This window comes from Cellulosimicrobium cellulans (assembly GCF_007679345.1).
GTDB lineage: Bacteria > Actinomycetota > Actinomycetes > Actinomycetales > Cellulomonadaceae > Cellulomonas > Cellulomonas cellulans_A.
Map to the genome: position 1 here is coordinate 1 of NZ_VEGH01000006.1, position 20,173 is coordinate 20,173.

Below are 20,173 nucleotides of genomic sequence, written 5' to 3' on the forward strand. Positions count from 1 at the left end.
CCCACCCCCGCCGGACCTTCCCGACGACCCCCCGCCGTACTGACACGGCGCCCCGGGACCAGCGGCCGTGTCGCGCGCGTCTCGAGGCGTCGTGGACTCCGACGGGGGTGCGTGGACTCCGACCGGGGTGCGTGGAATCCGACGGGGTGCGTGGCTCCGACGGGGCGTGCGGCTCCGACGGAACGCGCGGCTCCGATGGGGGCGTGCGGCTCCGACGGAACGCGCGGCTCCGATGGGGGCGTGCGGCTCCGACGGGGTCGTGCGGGTGCGGCTCCGACGCGACGCGTGCGGCTCGGACCGGGGGAGCGCACGCGGATATCAGCGGGCGCGGCGGGTCGCGGCGCCGCTAGCCTCCGGCGAGGCGGAAGGAGCCGGACCCCATGACCACCACCTCGCCCGGAGTGCCCGAGCGGCACGCGGTGACCCTGCCGGACGGCCGGGTGCTGACGGGACGCACGCGGGGACCCGCGGACGGGCGGCCGGTGCTGCTCGTCGCGGGCGCGGCCACCGGCTCGGCCATGGGTTTCGGCGACGACCTCCTGGGGCCGCGGGGCGTCCGGCTGATCACGGTGGACCGCCCCGGGATGGGCGGCTCGACCCCGGACCCGGCCCGCACGGCGGCGTCGACCGCACGGGACTACGCCGCGTTCGCCGCGGCGGTCGGTCATCCCGTCCCGCTCCCGGTGGTCGCGAGCTCGCAGGGGGCGCTGTTCGGGCTCGCGCTCGCCGCCGCCGGCGCCGCGTCCCGGCTGGTGCTCGTCTCGCCGGCGGACGAGGTCGCGCACCCGGTCGTGGAGCCGCTCCTGCCGCCGCACGCGCGCGAGCTGGCCGGCCTCGTGCTGGCCGACCCCGAGGCCGCGCGGACCGTCCTCGGGCGGCTGGGGCCGGCCGCGATGGAGGCGATGGTGCTGGACGGCGCCGCCGCGGTCGACCGGGAGGTCTACGAGCGCCCCGCGTTCCGCGCGCGCTGGCGGGCGGCGCTCGCCGAGGGCTTCGCCGGGGCGGGCGCGGCCTACGTGCAGGACACGATCCTGGCGATGCGCCCCTGGCAGGTCGACCTGTCGGCCGTGGCGGTGCCGACGACGGTGCTGGTCGGGGAGCACGACCGCGGGCACTCGCCGGACCGCGCGCGCACGCTGACCGCTCGCGTACCCGGCGCAGAGCGGCGGGTGGTGCCCGGCGCGGGCGGCTCGCTGCTCTGGGACCGGCCGGACCTGGTGCTCGACGCGGCGTTGAGCGCACCCGACCGGGACGCGCTCGCGCGCTCCGCCCACGCCGAGACCTGGCAGGTGCACGGGCGCATCCGCGAGAGCCGGGGCGGCGCGGTCGCGGACCTGCCGGGCATCCGGCTGATGGCGAGCGGGCTCGGGCGCCCGCAGTGGAACAACGGCGACGTCACGGACCCGGACCGGGTGGACCTCGGGGCCGTCCGCGACTGGTACGCGCGGCGCGGCGTGCCGTGGGGCGTGCGGGTGCCGGCGGGGGCGGCCTGGCCCCACGGGCGGCACCTGTTCCGCAAGCGGCTCATGCTGCTCGACGCGAGCGCTCTCGTGACCGGGCCGCCGGTGCACGGTCTGCGGGTGCGCCGGGCGACCGCCGCCGACCTGGACGCGGTGCTGGCGGTGGACCTCGCGGCCTTCGGCGGCGACGCGGCCGCCTCGCGCGCCTGGCTGGACCCGATGGTGCGGTCGTCGGCGGTGACGGTCGCGCTGGCCGAGCGGGACGGGGCGCCCGTGGGCACCGCGTACGTCGTGCGGTCGGACGGCGAGGCCGGTCCGGCCGTGGGCCTGGGCGGCGTGGGGGTGGTGCCCGCGGCCCGGCGACGCGGCGTGGCGGGGGCCGTCGTCTCGTGGCTGCTGGCGGGAGCGGTGGACGCGGGCGCGCGTCTCGCCCACACCGAGCCGGACATCGACGGCGCCGCGCGGCTCTACGCCCGGTCCGGCTTCGCCGAGGTCGGCGGGCTGGACGTCTACGTGGACCTGGCATGAGCGTGGGTGAGCCCGTCCTGCGCCCGGCGGACCCGGCCGACGCGGCCGCGCTCGTGGCCGTGTGGCGACGGGCCGTGCTCGCGACGCATGCCTTCCTCGCGCCGGGGGACGTCGACCGCTACGAGGTCGTCGTCCGTGCCGGCCTCCCGACCCTGACGGTGACCGTCGCCGAGCGGCAGGGTCGCGTGGCGGGGTTCGTCGCGGTGGACGGCGCCCGGGTCGAGATGCTGTTCGTCGACCCCGAGGTGCACGGCAGCGGGATCGGCTCGGCGCTGCTGCGGCACGCGACGGCGGGCCGGGCCGTGGTGGACCTCGACGTCAACGAGCAGAACCCGGGTGCCCGGGCGTTCTACGACCGGCGCGGCTTCGTCGAGGTGGGCCGCTCGCCGCTGGACGGCGACGGGAGGCCGTACCCCCTGCTGCACCTGCGGCGCCTCGCGCCTCCGGACGGTGACGCGGCGCACGCGGCCCCGGCCGACGACCCCGGTACGGGCCCGGGGGCCTAGAGGACGTCCGACCCCGCGACCAGCCGGGCGCCGGGCACCGGGCCGGATGCGGTGAGCACGGCGTCCGCGACGCCCGCGGCGGTCATCGCGGCCGCGATCACCAGCGCGTGCTGCCGGCTGCGCGCCAGCGCGGCCACGGTGGGGCCGGAACCGGAGACGACGACGCCGAGCGCGCCGGCGTCCTCGGCGACGGCCAGGGTCTCGACCAGCCCGGGCGCGAGCTCGACGGCGGCGTCCTGCAGGTCGTTGTGCAGCAGCGCCCCGAGCGCGGGGGCGTCGCCGGCGCGCAGCGCCTGGAGCAGCGCCACGTCCCCGTCCGTCTCCAGGCCGTCGCGCCCGGCGGCGAGCTGGTCGAACTCCTCGTAGACCCGCGGGGTGGACAGCCCCTCGTCCCGGACCCCGAACGCCCAGTGGTACTCGCCGCGGCTGAGCGCGGCGGTGAGCAGGTCGCCCCGGCCGGAGCCGACGGCGGTCTGGCCCATGAGCAGGAACGGCACGTCGGAGCCGAGCTCGGCGGCCACCTCGTGCAGCTCCTCGCGGCTCAGGGCGGTGCCCCAGAACGCGTCGCAGGCGAGCAGCGCGGCGGCGGCGTCGGCGGACCCGCCCGCCATGCCGCCGGCGACCGGCACGCCCTTGTGCAGGTGCAGGTGCACCCCCTCGTCGACGCCGGTGCGGGCGGCGAGGGCGCGAGCGGCGCGGAGCGCGAGGTTGCTGGCGTCGGTCGGGACCCGCTCGGCCTGGGGGCCGGAGACGGTGACGCGCAGGTCCTCCGACGCGGACGCCACGACGTCCTCGTACACCGACACGGCCTGGAACACGGTGGCGAGCGGGTGGTAGCCGTCGGGGCGGCGCGGGCCGACGCGGAGCGACAGGTTCACCTTGCCGGGTGCCCGGACGCGGACCTCACGGCCGGTGCGGGGGGCGAGGCGCAGGTCGGTCACGGGGACCACTGTGCCAGGTCCCGGCGTGTCCGGCGCGTCCCGGGGCGGGCCCGCCCGCGGGCGACGTCCGGCGAGGTCAGCCCCCCGCGGGGGCGTGCAGCCGCTCGGCGACCCGGGCGAAGGCGGTCACGTCCAGCGCCTCGCCGCGGGCCTGCGGGTCGACCCCGGCCGCGGTGATCGCGCGCGTGGCCGCCTCGGCGCCGCCGGCGAGCGTCGCCAGGGCGGAGCGCAGCATCTTGCGCCGCTGGGCGAACGCGGCGTCCACGACGGCGAACACCTGCTCGCGGGTCGCGGTGGTGGCGGGCGGCTCCCGGCGGTCCAGGCGGACCAGCGCGGAGTCGACGTTCGGCACGGGCCAGAACACCGACCGGCCGACGGTGGCGGTGCGGCGGGCGGACGCGTACCAGGCGGCCTTCACCGACGGCACGCCGTACGTGCGGCTGCCGGGCGGGGCGGCGACGCGGTCGGCCACCTCGGCCTGCACCATGACGAGCACCCGTTCGAGCGTCGGGAAGTGCTCGAGGAAGGTGAGCAGCACCGGCACGGAGACGTTGTAGGGCAGGTTCGCGACCAGCGCGGTGGGGGCGCGGCCGGGCAGCGCGCGCACGTCGAGCGCGTCGCCGCGCACCACCGTGAGCGCGGGGTGCGCCGGGGGCCCGGGGTCGGTGCCGGCCCCCGCCCCGGCCGCCGGCACCGCGACGTCCGGCAGGTCCACCGTGTCGACCACCGCGCCCGGCACGTGCCGGCGCACGGTCTCCGGCAGCAGGCCCGCCAGCACCGGGTCGATCTCGACCGCGACCACGTCGGCGCCGGCCTCGAGGAGGCCGAGCGTCAGCGAGCCGAGGCCGGGCCCGACCTCGACGACCCGCTCGCCGGCGACCACGTCGGCCTGCCGCACGATCTTGCGGACCGTCCCGCCGTCGAGCACGAAGTTCTGCCCGAGCGTCTTGGTCGGGCGGATGCCGGCGCGCTCGGCGAGCGCGCGGATCTCGGCGGGACCGAGCAACGGCCCCGCCGCGGGTGCGACGGGGCCGTTGCTGGAAGACATGCGGGCGAGCCTACCGGGCCACCCGCGGCTGCGGCGTCAGCCGAACAGCCGCGACCCGCAGACCGGCCACTGGCCGGCGCCGGAGCGGCTGTACAGCATCTGCGCGCGGGCGGTCTGCTCGTCGGCCGAGGCCTGCGAGGGCAGCCCGGTGCCGCCGACGGCGTTCCAGGTCGCGACGGAGAACTGGTACAGCCCGTGGTACTTGCCGGAGGCCGAGACGATGGACGGGTTGCCGCCCGACTCGCACGCGGCCAGCGCCGCCCAGTTCAGACCGGCCGCGTCGCCGCCGCCGACCGCCGGGGTGCCCGCGGACGCGGGTGCCGACGAGGACGCCTTGGGGGTGGTGACGACCGGCTTCTTCTTGGTGCCGATGTTGGTCACCTGGTCGACCGGCGCCTGGGTGACGGCGTCGGACAGCGGCTCGCGGCCGGTCTCCACGCCGTCGACGGTGGTCACGCGCTCGACGACGGTCCGCACGCCGGCGACGCCGGCGGTGGTGACCTTGGAGTCGCCCACGTACAGCGACGCGTCGTTCTGCTCGACCGCGTTGAACGGCACCTCGTGCGTGGTGGTCACGTCCTGGATCACGACGCGGTTCACCACGACGGTGATCGTCCCGCCGGCGCGCTGCACGCTGACCCGGTCGAGCGGCTGGAGCGTGACGCCCAGGGCGTCGAGCGCGTCGGCGACGGTCGTGCTGCCGTCGGGGACCGTCAGGGTCGTCCCGTCGACCACCACGGCGGCGGCGCCGTCGAGCGTGAGGTCGAGCGACAGGTCGGGGCGGCCGCCGGCGGCCGAGCGGGACGCGACCAGCCGGACGTCGTCGCCGCGGGCCGCGAGCATGGTCAGCGCCTCGTCGGCGGTGAGGGCGGTCGTCCAGACCGTCTGCTCCGCGCCGTCGGCGTTGATGGTCACCTGGTGGGCGTGCCGCACGACGACGTCGACGCCGTCGGCCAGCGCCCCGGAGGGGCTGACGGTGTCGCGGTCGCCGAGCTCGAGCTTCTGCTCGGCCAGCAGGCCGTCGACGCTGCCGGAGAACGTCGACACGGTCGTGGTGACCCCGTCGACGTCGAGGGTCACGGTCTTGTGGGCATCCGCGACGGCGACGCCACCGGTGGCGAGCACGACCACGGCGGTCGCGGTGCCGATGAGGCGCACGCGGCCCCGGCGCGACCGGCGCGCGCCGTCGGGCTCGGTGCCGGCGGACCCGGGGTCGGTGTTGTGGACGACGCGGGTGCGGAGGGCTGCGGGCGTGGCGGCGAGGCGCGCGCGGGCGCGGCGGAGGAGGGAGGTCACGTGGTTCCAGACGACGGCGGTCCCGGGCACGGGGGGCGGGGCGCGGCGCGCGCGGGCGTCGCCCGCCGGTGCCCGGGCCTGACGGCCCCGCGGCTGCGGCGGCACCTGGAGGGAGGTGCTGCACCCGGCGGTCCCGGATCCCCGATCCGGCGGTCATGCCCCGTGCGGTGCTGCTGCACGGGTGCGCTCGCGGGGGGAGGGCCCCGGTCTGTCACGAGCGACACGCGACCGTAACCCATTCGTGACCATGTGCCAAGTGCAGGGCGCGGCCCCGCAGGTCACCGCCGGGGGCGGGAGGGGGTCAGTACCAGCCCTTGGCCTGGAACGACGACCAGGCGCCGCACGGCGTCGAGTACCGGCCGGCGATGTAGTTCAGGCCCCAGGTGATCTGGGTCGCCGGGTTGGTGCGCCAGTCGGCGGCGACGCTCGCCATCTTGGAGCCCGGCAGCGCCTGCGGGATGCCGTAGGCGCCCGAGGAGGAGTTGGCCGCGTCGACCCGCCAGCCGCTCTCCTTGTTCCAGAGCTGCAGCAGGCAGCCGAACTGGTCGTCGCCCCAGCCGCGCTCCGCGGCGAGCTGCTTGCCGATCTCCTGCGAGCTGCCCGGGGAGACGGAGATGTCGACGCCCGCGGCGACCTCCATGGTGCCGACCTTGACGACCTGGGTCACGGGCTCCACGGTGACGGCGGACGCCACCACCTGGCGGTCGACCACCGCGCCGCCGACGGTCGCGGTGCTGTACGTCGTGGTCCGGACGCCGGCGCGGCCCGTGGTCTCGACCTTGCGGGTGCCCTTCGCGAGCGTGGGGTCCTCGACCTCCTGCTCCTCGAACGGCACCGCCTCGGTGACCGTCTCCCCGGCGGTGGCCGCCCGGGTCACCAGGACGACGAGGCCGTCGGTCGCGGTCGCGTCGAGCGGGACGGACACCCGGTCGCCCTCGTTGAGCACCAGGCCGATGTCCCGCAGAGCGTCCCGGACGGTCCCGCCGCTGGTCAGACCATCGATCACCTGGCCGTCGACGGCCAGGTGGACGGTCTTCTGGGTGGACACCCGCAGCACGTCGCCGCGCTCGAGGCCGGCGGAGCGGGACGCGGACAGCAGCGTCTCGTCGCCGCGCAGGCCCAGGCCCTCGACCGCCTCGCCGACGGTCAGCGCCGTCGTCCAGACCGTGCGGTCCTCGCCGTCGACCTGGACGTCGAGCTCCCGGCCGTGCCGGACGACGATCTGCGCGCCGTCCCGGACCGGCTCGCCGAGGCCGGGGGCCACCAGGTCGCGGTCGCCCACCTCGATGTCGCCGGCGGCGAGCACCTGGCCGACCGTGCGGCCGAACGCGCTCACCTCGACGGCGGCGCCGTCCACCTCGACGGTCACGGTCTTGTGCAGGCCGACGAACGCCGTCGTCGCGCCCGCGACGAGCGCCAGCGCCAGGGCCTGGGCGCCGTGCCGGAGCAGGCGGGAGCGGCGGGCGGTGCGGTGCGTCGGGCTCGACGGCACGGCGGGCACGGGGGTCTCGGGCGCAGGCACGCGGGGGGCTCCAGCAGGTCGGGTCGGCGCGAGGGGAGGGACCCGCGCCGGTACAGCGCTCCGACCGTAACCGATCCGTGACCCGGAGGGGAACCCGCGATCCGCGCGATCACCCCTCCGGGCGGGGGTGTGCTGCGGGTCGCGGGCGCGGTCACCAGGTGCCGTACACGCGCTCCGAGGTCGCCGCCAGCGCCGCGCACGCCTCGGCGAGGTCGAGGTCGCGCTCCGCCGCCAGGCGCCGGACCGTGTGCGGGACCAGGTACGGGGCGTTCGGTCGGCCGCGCAGCGGGTGCGCGGTCAGGTACGGCGCGTCCGTCTCGACGAGCAGGAGGTCGAGGGGTAGCGCCCGCACCGCCGCGCGCAGGTCGTCGTTGGCGCCGTAGGTGACCGGGCCGGCGAACGACGCGAACCAGCCGTGCTCGGCGCAGACCTCGGCGAGCGCGGGGCCGCCCGAGAAGCAGTGGAACACCGTCCGCTCGGGGGCGCCGTCGCGGAGCAGCACGTCCACGACGTCGTCGTGGGCGTCGCGGTCGTGGATCTGCAGCGCGAGGCCGAGCTCCTTGGCCAGCGCCACGTGCGCCCGGAACGCCTCGCGCTGCACCTGGCGGCCGCGCGGCCCGGCGCGGAAGAAGTCGAGGCCGGTCTCGCCGATCGCGCGGACCCGGTCGTTCGCCCGGGCGACCGCGGCCACCCGGGCCAGGGCCTCGTCGAGCGACGCGTCGTGCCGCGGCTGCGGGTCGGGCTCCAGGCCGTCGGGGGCGACCTCGTGCACCCCGGCGTGCAGCACGGCCTCGTTCGGGTGGATCGCGACGGCGCCGAGCAGCGCCCGCCGGCCGGGCCGCAGAGGGACCGGGGCGGTCGCCGGGTCTGCGTCCGGGTCCCCGTCGACGCACAGCACCGCGTCCGTCCACGCCACCGCGTCCAGGTCGCAGCCGACCTGCACCATCCGCGGCACGCCGACGGCCGCCGCCCGGTCCAGGTGGTCGTCCAGGGAGGCCGGCGCGGGCTCGTCGCCCGCGTCGGTCCCCGCCTCCGCGCGCACCCCGAGCACCGACTCCAGGTGCGTGTGGTCGTCGACCACCGGCACCGGCAGCGGCTCGGGCGACGGGGCCCAGCCCGTGGGCCGGTTGCGGCTGCGCCCCACCTCAGCCCTGGCGCAGGCGGTCGAGCTCGGTCTCGACCACGTCGTCGTCGAGCTTGGTGAACACCGGCGTCGGCTTGCCGACCGGCGTGCCCGGCACCACGGCGCGCGGCCGCCACGCGGGGACGGTCTCGCCGAGGCGGTAGTCGCCGGTGATGACCGGGTAGTGCCGCGACGCGTCGTCGAGGTCGGTGACCTCGTCGATCCGGGGGAGCGGCGAGAACGTGCCGGTGCCGCCCAGGGCCTCGTGCACCGCCTGCGCCGAGTGCGGCAGGAACGGCGACAGCAGGGTGTTGCAGTCGCTCACGGCCTGCGCCGCGGTGTGCAGCACGGTGCCCAGGCGCTCCGGGTCGTTCTTCAGCTTCCACGGCTCGGTCTCGGAGATGTACCGGTTGGCCTCCTGGACCACCCGCATCGCCTCGCCGATCGCCGCGCGGTGCCGGTGCGTGCCGATGAGCTCGCCGACCCGGCCGAACGCGGTCGTGGTGGTCGCGAGCAGGTCCTCGTCGCGGGTGGTGCGCGGGCCCGGCTCGGGGATCGACCCGACGTTCTTGTGGATCATGCTCGCCGTGCGGTTCACCAGGTTGCCCCAGCCCGCGACCAGCTCGTCGTTGGTGCGGCGCTTGAAGTCGGCCCAGGTGAAGTCGGCGTCCTGGCTCTCCGGGCCCGCGGTGGAGATGTAGTAGCGCAGCGCGTCCGGCTGGTACCGGCTCAGCATGTCGCGGACGTAGATCACGACCCCGCGCGACGAGGAGAACTGCTTGCCCTCCATCGTGAGGAACTCGGACGACACGACCTCGGTCGGCAGGTTGAGCTTCCCGTAGACGCCCGGCTCGCCGCCCTTCGACCCGCCCCCGGCGTAGCCGAGCAGCTCGGCCGGCCAGATCTGCGAGTGGAAGGTGATGTTGTCCTTGCCCATGAAGTAGTAGGACAGCGACTCGGGATCGGTCCAGAACTGCCGCCACGCCTCGGGGTCGCCCGAGCGGCGCGCCCACTCGATCGACGCGGACAGGTAGCCGATCACCGCGTCGAACCACACGTAGAGCCGCTTGGACGGGTTGTCCTCCCAGCCCTCGAGCGGGATCGGGATGCCCCAGTCGATGTCCCGGGACATGGCGCGCGGGCGCACGTCGTCCAGCAGGTTCAGGGAGAACTTCAGGACGTTCGGCCGCCACTCGGTCCGGGTGCGCAGCCAGTCGCCGAGCGCGTCGACGAACGCCGGCAGGTCCAGGAAGAAGTGGTTCGACTCGACGAACTTCGGCGTCTCGCCGTTGATGCGGCTGCGCGGGTTCTTCAGGTCGATCGCGTCGAGCTGGTTGCCGCAGTTGTCGCACTGGTCGCCGCGGGCGCCGTCGTAGCCGCAGATCGGGCAGGTGCCCTCGATGTACCGGTCCGGCAGCGTGCGGCCGGTCGACGGGCTGATCGCGTTCATGGTCGTCCGCTCGACCATGTACCCGTTCTTGTGCACCGTGCGGAACATCTCCTGCACGACCGCGTAGTGGTTGCGGGTCGTGGTGCGGGTGAACAGGTCGTACGACAGGCCGAGCTGGGTGAGGTCCTCGACGATGACGCGGTTGTACCGGTCGGCGAGCTCCTGGGGCGTGACGCCCTCCTGCTCGGCCTGCACGAGGATCGGCGTCCCGTGCTCGTCGGTGCCGGACACCATGAGGACGTCGTGCCCCGCCATGCGCATGTAGCGGCTGAACACGTCGGAGGGGACGCCGAAGCCGGCGACGTGGCCGATGTGGCGCGGGCCGTTGGCGTAGGGCCAGGCGACTGCGCTGAGGATGCGGGACATGGCGTCGATCCTAGTGAGCCGCGCGGGCGGTGACCGACTCGGTTGTGGCCGCGGGGCGTCGCGCAGGGCGGCCAATAGCACCCGGGCTGCTTCCACGACCGCAGGCATATATCGGGCGCTACAGCAGTCGCATAGCGGACAAATTCGCAGGTCCGAGCCTGCGCCAAGGAGACATACAAGGGCATCGCGGACATTTCAGTGCATTGTCACGAGCAATTGTCTTGCTATTGTCGAACTCGTGCCCGACGACGCGCAGAGCGCCCCCGCGGAGCCCGGACCGCTCCGGCACCCGCCGTTCCGGTGGTTCCTCGGTTCGACCGCCGCGGAGGCCGTCAGCGACAGCGTGGTGAAGGGGGTGCTGCCGATTCTCGCTGTCTCGACACTCGGCGCCGGGGCGACGGCGGCGGGAGCGATCAACGCCGCCTCCCTCGTGGCGTTCCTGCTGATCTCCGTGCCCGTCGGCGCGTGGATCGATCGGCGGTGCCGGACCCGCGTGATGGTGTGGTCCGCGATGATGCGGGCCTGCGTGGTGCTCGCCGTCCCCCTGCTCTACGCGGTGGACCGGCTCACCGTCGGCGCGGTGCTCGCGGTCGCGGCCGCCGTCGGAGTCGCAGACGTCTTCTTCACGAACAGCTCTGCAGCCGTGCTCCCTGCGATCGTCGGTCGCGACCAGGTGACCGAGGCGTATGCCCGTCGGCAGTCCGTCGGCACCGGGATCTCGATCCTCTCACCGGTGCTGACGTCGGTCGTCCTGCGCGTGCTCAGCGCACCGCTGTCGATGGTGGTCGCCTCGACCTCCTACGTGTGCTCCGCCCTCGCGCTTCGTCGCGTGCCGGAACCACCGCGGGACGGTGGCCCCGTGCCTCGAGGGCGAGGGGCGTTCGGACGTGAGGTGCGCCAGGGGCTCGGGTTCGTGGCACGACACCGGGTGGTTCGGGCGGTCGTGCTCGCGACCGCGACGCTGAACTCGGCGGCGATGTTCGGCGCCGGTGCGGAGGCGGTGTTCGCGCTGAACGAGCTCGGCGTGTGCGCCGCCACGCTGGTGGCCACGCAGGCCGTGGGTGCCCTCGGTGGGTTCCTGGCCTCGGTCGTGGCAGTGCCGGTGGTGCGGCGAGCGGGGATCGCCGGGACCTTCGTCGCCTCGTGCGCTCTCGGCGCCTCTGCGGTCGTGGTGCTGCCGGCGTCGCCCGCACTCGGGATCCCACCGGTCGTCGGCGTGGCCGTCGCCACCTTCGGCTGGTCCTTCTCGGTGATCTGCGCGTCTGTCGCCCAGGCCGGGATCATCCCGCGCGTGACACCGCAGGACCTGCTGGGGCGCGTCATGTCGAACACGCAGTTCGTCACGCTCGGGTCGATGCCGCTCGCGGCTCTGGCCGGCGGACTGCTGGCCGACCGCACGTCCGCGAGCGTGGCGCTCTACGCCTGGGGGGCGCTCGCGGTCCTCGCGGTGGTCCCCGTTCTCTGCTCGCCGATCCGGTCGTGGCGGGTCCTGCCCACGACGGCGGAGGCGACCTGACCCGATCCGCACAGTGCGCTTCTCAGGCCCCCTCACGCGAACCGCGCACCTGCACGCACGCCTCCACTCCTGCGTACCCGAGACCTGCGATGTCGTCCCGCCGACGTCGACTACGGGTGACGCCTCGCGGCCGAGTCCAGGACGAACTCGGCTCAGTGGCGTGGGGCGACGCGCTGATCGCTAGTGAGCCGCGCGGGCGGGCTCGCGACCGGTCTCGCCGCGGGCGGCGTCGGTGGCGTCGTCCGCCGTGGCCGACCGGGCCGGGCGCGCGCCGACCCCGCGGCGCCGCAGCACGACCCACGCGACGGCGAGCACCCCGAACCACACCGGCATCACCAGCAGCGCCGCCCTCGTGTCGGGGTCCAGCGCCAGCACGACCACCATCGCCGCGAAGAACGCCAGCACCACGCCGCACATGACCCGGCCGCCGGGCATCGGGAACGACGACGCGGCGTGCAGCTCGGGGGAGCGGCGCCGGTACACCAGGTAAGAGACGAGGATGACGGTCCACACGACGATGAACAGCAGCGTGGCGACGGTCGTCACCAGCGTGAACGCCTCGATCACGGAGCGCCCCGCGTACAGCAGGACGACGCCCGGCAGCAGGCACGCGCAGGAGAACGCGAGGCCGCGGGCGGGGACGTGCCGGGCCGACAGCCGCCCGAACGGGCGCGGCGCCTCCCGGTCCTCCGCCAGGCCGTAGAGCATCCGCGAGGTCGAGAAGATGCCGCTGTTCGCCGACGACGCGGCCGAGGTGAGCACGACGAGGTTGATGACGCCCGCCGCGGCCGGCAGCCCGGCGAGCGCGAACATCGCCACGAACGGGCTCTCGCCCGGGTCGATGCTCCGCCACGGGGTCACCGCCATGATCACGACGAGCGCGCCCAGGTAGAACAGCAGCACCCGCACGGGGATGGCGTTGATCGCGCGGGGCAGCGTGCGGGCGGGGTCGCGGGTCTCGGCCGCGGTGGTGCCGACCAGCTCGATGCCGACGAACGCGAAGATCGCGATCTGGAACCCCGCGAGGAACCCGGTGAACCCGTGCGGGAAGAACCCGCCGTCGGCGTACAGGTGGCTCAGCGACGCGGTGACGCCGTCGGCGCCCTTGAAGCCGATCGAGATCAGCACGACGCCGACCGCGATCAGCCCGACGATCGCGACGATCTTGACGATCGCGAACCAGAACTCGAGCTCGCCGAACAGCCGGACCGCGACCAGGTTGAGCGCGAGCAGCAGCACGACGAGGGCCAGCGCGGGCAGCCAGCGCGGTAGGTCGGGCGCCCAGAACGCCACGTACCCGGACACCGCGACCACGTCGGCGATGCCCGTGACGATCCAGCAGAACCAGTACGTCCAGCCGGTCAGGAAGCCGGCCCACGGCCCCAGGACGTCGGCCGCCATGTCGCGGAACGACTTGTACTCCAGGTTCGACAGCAGCATCTCGCCCATGGCGCGCATGACGAAGAACAGCATGAAGCCGATGACCGCGTAGACCAGCAGGACGGATGGGCCGGCCAGGGAGATCGTGCGGCCGGAGCCCAGGAACAGGCCGGTGCCGATGGCGCCGCCGATCGCGATGAGCTGGATGTGCCGGTTGCTGAGGCCGCGCTGGAGGTGGTCCTCGGGGGCGTGCGGTGCGGCGTCGGCGGCGGCCGGTGCGGTGGGCTCGGGCACGGGCGTCCTTCCGGGTCGGGGTGGGCGGGACCGTACCCCCGATCGGGTGAGGCGCGCGTCAGCGTCCGTCAGGCAGGAGCGGCTGCTCCGCGAGGTCACGGATCCACTGCGGGGTCTCGTCACCGAGGCTCTCGTCCAGGGTCACCCGGAGCCGGGCCGCGGCCCGCTGCACCTCGGGGTCGCGGAGCACCGCCGCCCGGCGGAGCCGCTGCTCCTCGATCTCCCGCTCGAACCGGTCCACCGGACACCTCTTCCTCGTCGTCGCGGCCCCCGGGTACGTCACCATCCTGCGGTGGCTCGACGGCCCTGCTCAACCCCGCTTCGGTGAGCGCCCGGAGCAGCCGGCGCTCATCCCTCGTCGCGAGGTCGCTGCGGGCCAGGTGGTCCAGGACCGCGAGCCCGCGGGTCACGTGCGCGCGGTGCGTGGACAGCGTCAGCCCCAGCGCCCACTCGGCCCGTCGCCACCACTGCTCGCGGCGGTCCGCGCGGTCGCGCTGCCGGATCGTCGCGACGCCGACCGCCAGTGCGACCACCGCCGCCGCCCCCGTGGCCACCGGCCCGAGCAGCGACAGCGCGCCGAGCCACCCGGTCCCCGTCATGCGGCCGACGCTAGGCCGACCGCCCCGCCCGCGGGTCCGCGCCCGCGGGCCGCGCTGGGGACCGCGCGCGTCCCCGCGCCTGTGGAGGACTCGCCGCCCGCCCGCGGCCCGGGCCTCAGCCCTCGACGGCCTCCGCCAGCGCCATCCACTTCTCCTCGACCTCGCCGATCTCGGCCTCGAGCGCCGCCTTGTCCTTCCCGAGCGCCGTCAGCCCGACGTAGTCGGCCGGGTCGTGCTCGGCCATCTTCTTCTCGAGCGCCTCGATCTGGCCGGTCAGCTTGGAGATCCGGCGGTCGAGCGCGCCGAGCTCCTTCTTGGCCGCCCGCAGCTCGGCACCGTCCAGCCCCGACGGCGCGACCTCGCCGCCCACGGCGCCCGACGACTCGGTGGGCGCCCCGGTCGCCACGGCGCCCGCCCCGGCGCGCGACCGCTCCAGCAGCCGCAGGTACTCGTCGACGCCGCCCGGCACGTGCCGGAAGTGGCCGTCGAGGACCGCGTACTGCTGGTCGGTCACCCGCTCGAGCAGGTACCGGTCGTGGGACACGACCAGGAGCGTGCCCGGCCAGGTGTCGAGCAGGTCCTCCATCGCCGCGAGCATGTCGGTGTCGAGGTCGTTCGACGGCTCGTCGAGGACCAGCACGTTCGGCTCGTCGAGCAGGATCAGCAGCAGCTGCAGCCGGCGCCGCTGCCCGCCGGACAGGTCCTTGACCGGCGTCTGGAGCTGGACCGCGGTGAACCCGAGCCGCTCCAGGAGCTGACCCGGGGTCATCTCCTTGCCGCCGGCGACGTAGGAGGTCCGGTAGCGGGCGATGACGTCGTTGACCCGGGTGTCGGCGATGTCCGCGAGCTCGGCGAGCTCCTGGGTCAGCGTCGCCACCTTGATGGTCTTGCCCCGCTTGACCCGGCCGGTCGTCGGCGCGACGGCGCCCGTCACCAGGCCGAGCAGCGTCGACTTGCCGGCGCCGTTCACGCCGAGCACGCCGGTGCGCTCGCCCGGGGCGATCCGCCAGGTCACGTCGCGCAGCACCTCGTGCGCGCCGTAGGCGACGGACACGTCCTCGATGTCGACGACGTCCTTGCCGAGGCGCGCGGTGGCCATCTGGGACAGCTCGACGGAGTTGCGCGGCGGCGGCACGTCCTCGATCAGCTGGTTCGCGGCCTCGATGCGGAACTTCGGCTTCGAGGTGCGGGCCGGGGCGCCGCGGCGCAGCCAGGCGAGCTCCTTGCGCATGAGGTTCTGCCGCTTCGCCTCGGTCGCGGCGGCCATCCGGTCCCGCTCGACGCGCTGCAGCACGTACGCGGCGTACCCGCCCTCGAACGGCTCGACGATCCCGTCGTGCACCTCCCAGGTCGCCGTGCACACCTCGTCGAGGAACCAGCGGTCGTGGGTGACGACCAGCAGGCCGCCGGCGTTCGACGACCACCGGCGGTTGAGGTGCCGGGCGAGCCAGGTGACGGCCTCGACGTCGAGGTGGTTGGTCGGCTCGTCGAGCATGAGCACGTCGTCGTCGCCGGCCAGCAGCGCGGCCAGGGCGACGCGACGGCGCTGCCCGCCGGACAGGTCGCCGACGAGCTTGTCCCACGGCAGGTCCCCGACCAGCCCGGACACGACGTCGCGGACCTTCGGGTCGCCGGCCCACTCGTGCTCGGCACGGTCGCCGACGACGGAGGCCCCGACGGTGAGCGCGGGGTCGAGGGTGTCGGTCTGGTCCAGCACGCCGATCCGCACGCCGCCGCGGACGGTCACGCGCCCGGAGTCGGGGGCTAGCCGGCCGGCCAGCAGCGCGAGCAGGGAGGACTTGCCGTCGCCGTTGCGGCCGACGATCCCCACCCGGTCGCCCTCGTTGAGGCCCACGGTCACCGAGTCGAAGACGTTCTTGGTCGGGAAGGACAGGTGCAGCGCTTCGCCGCCGAGCAGGTGGGCCATCGGGCAAGCGTAGGGCGCGTGGCGCGTCGTCAAACCGGTTGGCCCGATCGTCAAACCGCTTTTACGTTCGTCAGGACGTGCTGCACGAGGAGGTGAGCATGAGCCGACCGACGATCTCCGACGTCGCCCGGGCCGCCGGCGTGACGAAGGCGACCGTGTCCCACGCGTACAGCGGCCACCGGCCCATCTCGGCGGCCACGAAGGCGCGGGTGTTCGCCGCGGCGGAGGAGCTGCGCTGGGTGCCCAGCAGCAGCGCCCGCGCGCTCGCGGCCCGCCGGGCCAACGCGATCGGCGTCGTGCTGCGCCGGGACCCCGCCATCCTCGCGTCCGACACGTTCTTCCCCGCGTTCATCGCCGGCGTCGAGCAGACGCTCGCCGAGCGCGAGGTCGCCCTGGTGCTGCAGGTGGTCGGCAGCCGCGGCGCGGAGGAGCGGGCCTACCAGGCGATGGCCGCCGGGCGGGCGGACGGCGTGATCGCCCTCGACCTGCACCGGGACGACTGGCGGGTGCCGTTCCTCGCAGGGCTGGGGCTGCCGGCCGTGCTGCTCGGCGCGTACGACGGCCCGACCGGGCTGTCGTGCGTCCGCACGGACGACGCCGCCCCGGTGGAGCAGCTGGTCGCGCACCTGCGCGCCCGCGGCCACACCCGGATCGCGCACGTCGCCGGCCCGCTGGGCTACGTCCACTCGTACGCCCGGGCGCGCGCGTTCGTCCGGGCCGTCGGGTCCCGGGAGCTGGTCCGGGAGGGCGACTTCACCGCGGGCAGCGGCCGGGCGCACACCGCCGAGCTGCTCGCGCTGCGCGACCGGCCCACCGCGATCCTCTACGCCAACGACACGATGGCGATCGCCGGGATGTCCTACGCGCAGAGCCGCGGCGTGCGGGTGCCCGACGAGCTCGCCGTGGCCGGGTTCGACGACGACCACCTGTCCGCGCACCTCAGCCCGTCGCTGACCAGCGTGTCCACCGACCCGGCCCGGCGCGGCCGGGTCGCCACCGGCCGCCTGCTGGCCGACCTGGCCGGCGACGGGCCGCGGTCCGTCACGGTCGACTGCACCGTCCTGCAGCTGCGCGGGAGCACCGACGCCCCCGCGCCGACGCACCGCACGTCCTGAGCTCGAGGAGGAGCACCCCATGAGGTACATCCGCACCGCCGCCCTGCTGGGCGCCGTCGCCCTCACGATCACCGCCTGCTCCGGCGGGTCGGACGGCGACGGCGGCGGGTCCGGGGAGGCCACCGGCGCCACCGGGCCGATCACCATCTGGCTGTCGAACAACGAGCAGGAGGTGGGCTGGGGCCAGGACGTCGTCGACGCGTGGAACGCGGACCACCCCGACGAGCAGGTGAAGGCCCAGGAGATCCCGGCCGGCTCGTCCTCCGAGGAGGCCATCACCGCCGCCATCACCGCGGGCACCGCCCCGTGCCTCGTCTACAACATCTCCAGCGCCGCGGTGCCGGGCTGGGTCCGGCAGGGCGGCCTCGTCGACCTGACGACGTTCGACGGCGGCGCCGACTACCTCACGGAGCGCGGCGGGGACGGCGTGTCCGGCTACGAGACCGACGGCGGCTACTACCAGCTGCCGTGGAAGTCGAACCCCGTCATGGTCATGTACAACAAGGCCCTGTTCGCCCAGGCCGGGCTGGACCCGGAGAACCCCGGCATGGCGACGTTCGACGACTTCCTCGCGGGCGCCCGGCAGATCGTCGACTCCGGGGCGGCGCCGAGCGCGATCTGGCCGTCGCCGACCAACGACTTCTACCAGCCGTGGTTCGACTTCTACCCGGTGTACCTGGCCGAGACCGACGGCACCGCGCTGGTCGAGGACGGGAAGGCCACGTTCGACGACGAGGCAGGCAAGGCCGTCGCCGACTTCTGGGCCTCGATCTACGCCGACGGGCTCGCCCCGCAGGAGGAGGCCACCGACGACGCCATGGTGTCCGGGCAGACCGCGATGCAGCTGGCCGGCCCGTGGGCGATCGCGTCCTACAAGGACAGCGTCGACGTCGGGTTCATGCCGGTGCCGACCTCCGACGGCCGCGAGGACGTGACGACGTTCGCCGACTCGAAGAACGTCTCGATGTTCACGTCCTGCGAGAACCAGGGCACCGCGTGGGAGTTCCTGAAGTACTCCACCAGCGAGGAGAGCGACGGCGCGCTGCTCGAGGCCACCGGCCAGATGCCGCTGCGCCAGGACCTCGCGGCGACGTACCCGGACTACTTCGCGGAGCACCCCGAGTACGAGGTGTTCGCCGACCAGGCCGCCCGCACCGGCGATGTGCCGAGCATCCCGAACTCGATCGAGGCCTGGCAGGCGTTCCGCGAGGCGTACACGTCGGCCGTGATCTTCCAGAGCACGAGCGTCGACGACTTCCTGAGCACCGCGGCGGCCAAGATCGACGACCTGGTGCAGGGCTGAGATGTCGACGCTGACGGCGGGCGCCGGGGCGGGGCCGGGCGCGAGCACCGGCCGCACCCCGCCGCCCGCGACGCGGGGCCGCGGCCGACGGCGGTGGTGGGGCGGCCAGCCGCTCGGCACGCTGTTCGCGGCGCCCTACCTGGTGTTCGTGCTCGTGGTGTTCGCCTACCCGCTCGGGTTCTCCGCGTACATGGCGTTCCACGACTACTTCTTCACCGCCCCGGGCGTCGACGTGCCGAAGCCGTTCGTCGGGTTCGACAACTTCGCGACGGTGCTCACCGACCCGCAGGTGCTCGCCTCGTTCCGCAACACCGCGGTGTTCCTGGTGATCAACGTCCCGCTGACGGTCGGCCTGGCGCTCGTGCTGGCGTCGGCGCTGAACGCCGGGGTGCGGTGGGCGGCGGCGTACCGGGTGGCGTACTACGTGCCCTACCTGACGGCGAGCGTGTCCCTGGTCGGCGTGTGGATGCTGCTGTTCTCGTCGAACGGCCTGGTGAACTCGGTCCTGGGCCCGCTGGCGCCGGACCCGTCGTGGCTCGCGAACAAGGCGCTCGCCATGCCGACGATCGCGCTCTACGTCACGTGGAAGCAGCTCGGGTTCTACGTGCTGCTGTACCTCGCGGCGCTGCAGAACGTGCCGCGCGAGCTGTACGAGTCGGCCGAGACCGACGGCGCGGGCGGCGTGCAGCGGTTCCTCAACGTGACGGTGCCCGGCGTGCGGGCGGCGACGACGCTCGTCCTGGTCCTGGCGATCATCACCGGCACCAACCTGTTCACGGAGCCGTACCTGCTCACCGGCGGCGGCGGCCCCGACGGGGCGTCCGTGACGCCCGTGCTGCTCATCTACCAGCGCGGCATCCAGCAGCAGAACCCCGACGTCGCGGCGGCCATCGGCATGGTCCTGGTCGTCGTCGTGGGGCTGCTGTCCCTGGCCGCGCAGCGACTGAACCGGGAGCGGTGACATGCGACGACGACGCGGCGGTGCCGTGCTGCGCCAGGTGCTCCTGACCCTGGCCGCCCTGGTGTTCGCCTTCCCGTTCTACTTCATGGTGGTCGGCGCGTTCCAGGAGAGCCCGACCAACACCCCGGACCGGCTCGTGCCGACGTCGGGGTGGACGACGCAGAACTTCACGCAGATCGACTCGCGGATCGACCTGGCGGGGTCGCTGGTGAACTCGCTGGTGTTCACGGCCGGCGTGCTGCTCGGCACGATCGTGCTCGGGACGCTCGCGGGGTACGCCGTGGCCCGGCTGCAGTACCCCGGCCGGCGGCTGACCTGGGTGCTGATGCTGCTGGTGCAGATGGTGCCGTTCCAGCTGCTGATGATCCCGCTGTACGTGCAGATCACCCGCGGCTACGGCCTCGGCGACACCTACCTCGGCATGATCCTGCCGTTCGCGATCAACACCACGGCGGTGTTCATCTTCGCCCAGTTCTTCCGGGCGCTGCCGCGGGAGATGTTCGAGGCGGCCCGGATCGACGGCGCCGGCGAGCTGCGCATCCTGCGGTCGATCGCCCTGCCGCTGGTCCGGCCGGCGCTGGCAACCGTCGTGCTCGTGACGTTCATCGGGCCGTGGAACGAGTTCCTCTGGCCGTTCCTCATTACCAAGGACGCCTCGCTGCAGCCGCTCGCGGTGTCCCTGGCGAACTACATCTCCAACGTGTCGCAGACCGCGGCCAACCCCAACGGCGCGATCCTCGCGGGCGCCTGCGCGCTGGCGTTCCCCGTCGTCGTCCTGTTCTGCGTGTTCCAGCGGTACTTCCGCACCACCGACCTCGGCTCCGCCGTGAAGGGCTGA

General features: G+C 74.5%; 16 protein-coding genes. 7 read left to right on the forward strand and 9 right to left on the reverse strand.

Annotation, left to right across the window (positions count from 1 at the left end; translation table 11 throughout):
• Positions 1-380 precede the first annotated feature (380 nt).
• Both FS882_RS09245 and FS882_RS09250 read left to right on the forward strand, forming a co-directional pair.
• Positions 381-1,988, forward strand: coding sequence for an alpha/beta fold hydrolase (locus FS882_RS09245; protein WP_158372789.1), 1,608 nt, complete (start codon positions 381-383; stop codon positions 1,986-1,988).
• Positions 1,985-2,494: a GNAT family N-acetyltransferase gene (locus tag FS882_RS09250; protein WP_158372790.1), complete on the forward strand. Its 510-nt coding sequence runs from the start codon at positions 1,985-1,987 to the stop codon at positions 2,492-2,494. The genes FS882_RS09245 and FS882_RS09250 overlap by 4 nt, the downstream gene beginning before the upstream one ends.
• Here FS882_RS09250 and FS882_RS09255 read toward each other — a convergent pair.
• The 6 genes from FS882_RS09255 to metG all read right to left on the reverse strand — a co-directional run bounded on the left by FS882_RS09255 (position 2,491) and on the right by metG (position 10,240).
• The gene (locus tag FS882_RS09255; protein WP_158372791.1) at positions 2,491-3,435 is read right to left on the reverse strand and encodes a 4-(cytidine 5'-diphospho)-2-C-methyl-D-erythritol kinase; all 945 of its coding nucleotides are present in this window, start codon (positions 3,433-3,435) and stop codon (positions 2,491-2,493) included. The two genes, FS882_RS09250 and FS882_RS09255, sit on opposite strands and share 4 nt — an antisense overlap.
• A 76-nt stretch (positions 3,436-3,511) precedes the next feature.
• Entirely contained in the window at positions 3,512-4,483 is a 972-nt protein-coding gene (locus FS882_RS09260) for a ribosomal RNA small subunit methyltransferase A (RefSeq protein ID WP_158372792.1), read from the reverse strand.
• Positions 4,484-4,519: 36 nt separating this feature from the next.
• On the reverse strand, positions 4,520-5,779 hold the full coding sequence (locus FS882_RS09265) for a resuscitation-promoting factor (RefSeq protein WP_262348181.1): 1,260 nt from the start codon (positions 5,777-5,779) through the stop codon (positions 4,520-4,522).
• A 301-nt stretch (positions 5,780-6,080) separates the two neighbouring features.
• Complete coding sequence (locus FS882_RS09270; RefSeq protein ID WP_316043631.1) at positions 6,081-7,301, reverse strand: ubiquitin-like domain-containing protein; 1,221 nt, start codon at positions 7,299-7,301, stop codon at positions 6,081-6,083.
• A gap of 151 nt (positions 7,302-7,452) precedes the next feature.
• Positions 7,453-8,445, reverse strand: coding sequence for a TatD family hydrolase (locus FS882_RS09275; protein WP_158372794.1), 993 nt, complete (start codon positions 8,443-8,445; stop codon positions 7,453-7,455).
• A 1-nt stretch (position 8,446) separates the two neighbouring features.
• Complete coding sequence (gene metG, locus FS882_RS09280; protein WP_158372795.1) at positions 8,447-10,240, reverse strand: methionine--tRNA ligase; 1,794 nt, start codon at positions 10,238-10,240, stop codon at positions 8,447-8,449.
• Positions 10,241-10,478: 238 nt separating this feature from the next.
• Here metG and FS882_RS09285 point away from each other — a divergent pair, with 238 nt between their 5' ends.
• Positions 10,479-11,756 (forward strand): MFS transporter, encoded by a 1,278-nt coding sequence (locus tag FS882_RS09285; RefSeq protein WP_187365236.1) that lies wholly within the window; start codon positions 10,479-10,481, stop codon positions 11,754-11,756.
• A gap of 180 nt (positions 11,757-11,936) precedes the next feature.
• On the opposite strand, the gene cycA is transcribed toward FS882_RS09285, so the two are convergent.
• The 3 genes from cycA to FS882_RS09300 form a co-directional block, all read right to left on the reverse strand.
• Positions 11,937-13,430, reverse strand: a complete 1,494-nt coding sequence (gene cycA / locus FS882_RS09290; protein ID WP_158372797.1) for a D-serine/D-alanine/glycine transporter — start codon at positions 13,428-13,430, stop codon at positions 11,937-11,939.
• Between the two features lie 58 nt (positions 13,431-13,488).
• Entirely contained in the window at positions 13,489-13,671 is a 183-nt protein-coding gene (locus tag FS882_RS09295; RefSeq protein WP_158372798.1) for a hypothetical protein, read from the reverse strand.
• A gap of 473 nt (positions 13,672-14,144) precedes the next feature.
• Positions 14,145-15,956, reverse strand: a complete 1,812-nt coding sequence (locus FS882_RS09300; protein ID WP_158372799.1) for an ABC-F family ATP-binding cassette domain-containing protein — start codon at positions 15,954-15,956, stop codon at positions 14,145-14,147.
• 98 nt (positions 15,957-16,054) lie between these two features.
• Here FS882_RS09300 and FS882_RS09305 point away from each other — a divergent pair, with 98 nt between their 5' ends.
• The 4 genes from FS882_RS09305 to FS882_RS09320 are packed head-to-tail and all read left to right on the forward strand — an operon-like array spanning position 16,055 to position 20,173.
• A complete protein-coding gene (locus FS882_RS09305; RefSeq protein ID WP_158372800.1) occupies positions 16,055-17,071 on the forward strand; it encodes a LacI family DNA-binding transcriptional regulator in 1,017 nt (338 codons plus the stop codon).
• Between the two features lie 19 nt (positions 17,072-17,090).
• Positions 17,091-18,374, forward strand: coding sequence for an extracellular solute-binding protein (locus tag FS882_RS09310; RefSeq protein ID WP_158372801.1), 1,284 nt, complete (start codon positions 17,091-17,093; stop codon positions 18,372-18,374).
• Position 18,375: 1 nt separating this feature from the next.
• Entirely contained in the window at positions 18,376-19,335 is a 960-nt protein-coding gene (locus tag FS882_RS09315; protein WP_158372802.1) for a carbohydrate ABC transporter permease, read from the forward strand.
• A 1-nt stretch (position 19,336) separates the two neighbouring features.
• Complete coding sequence (locus FS882_RS09320) at positions 19,337-20,173, forward strand: carbohydrate ABC transporter permease (protein ID WP_158372803.1); 837 nt, start codon at positions 19,337-19,339, stop codon at positions 20,171-20,173.

Bases quoted from the DNA above. Each gene is read 5' to 3' on its own strand.
- FS882_RS09300 (WP_158372799.1), bottom strand. From the start codon at position 15,956: ATGGCCCACCTGCTCGGCGGCGAAGCGCTGCACCTGTCCTTCCCGACC.
- FS882_RS09320 (WP_158372803.1), top strand. From the start codon at position 19,337: ATGCGACGACGACGCGGCGGTGCCGTGCTGCGCCAGGTGCTCCTGACC.
- metG (WP_158372795.1), bottom strand. From the start codon at position 10,240: ATGTCCCGCATCCTCAGCGCAGTCGCCTGGCCCTACGCCAACGGCCCG.
- FS882_RS09245 (WP_158372789.1), top strand. From the start codon at position 381: ATGACCACCACCTCGCCCGGAGTGCCCGAGCGGCACGCGGTGACCCTG.
- FS882_RS09250 (WP_158372790.1), top strand. From the start codon at position 1,985: ATGAGCGTGGGTGAGCCCGTCCTGCGCCCGGCGGACCCGGCCGACGCG.
- FS882_RS09310 (WP_158372801.1), top strand. From the start codon at position 17,091: ATGAGGTACATCCGCACCGCCGCCCTGCTGGGCGCCGTCGCCCTCACG.
- FS882_RS09305 (WP_158372800.1), top strand. From the start codon at position 16,055: ATGAGCCGACCGACGATCTCCGACGTCGCCCGGGCCGCCGGCGTGACG.
- FS882_RS09260 (WP_158372792.1), bottom strand. From the start codon at position 4,483: ATGTCTTCCAGCAACGGCCCCGTCGCACCCGCGGCGGGGCCGTTGCTC.
- FS882_RS09315 (WP_158372802.1), top strand. From the start codon at position 18,376: ATGTCGACGCTGACGGCGGGCGCCGGGGCGGGGCCGGGCGCGAGCACC.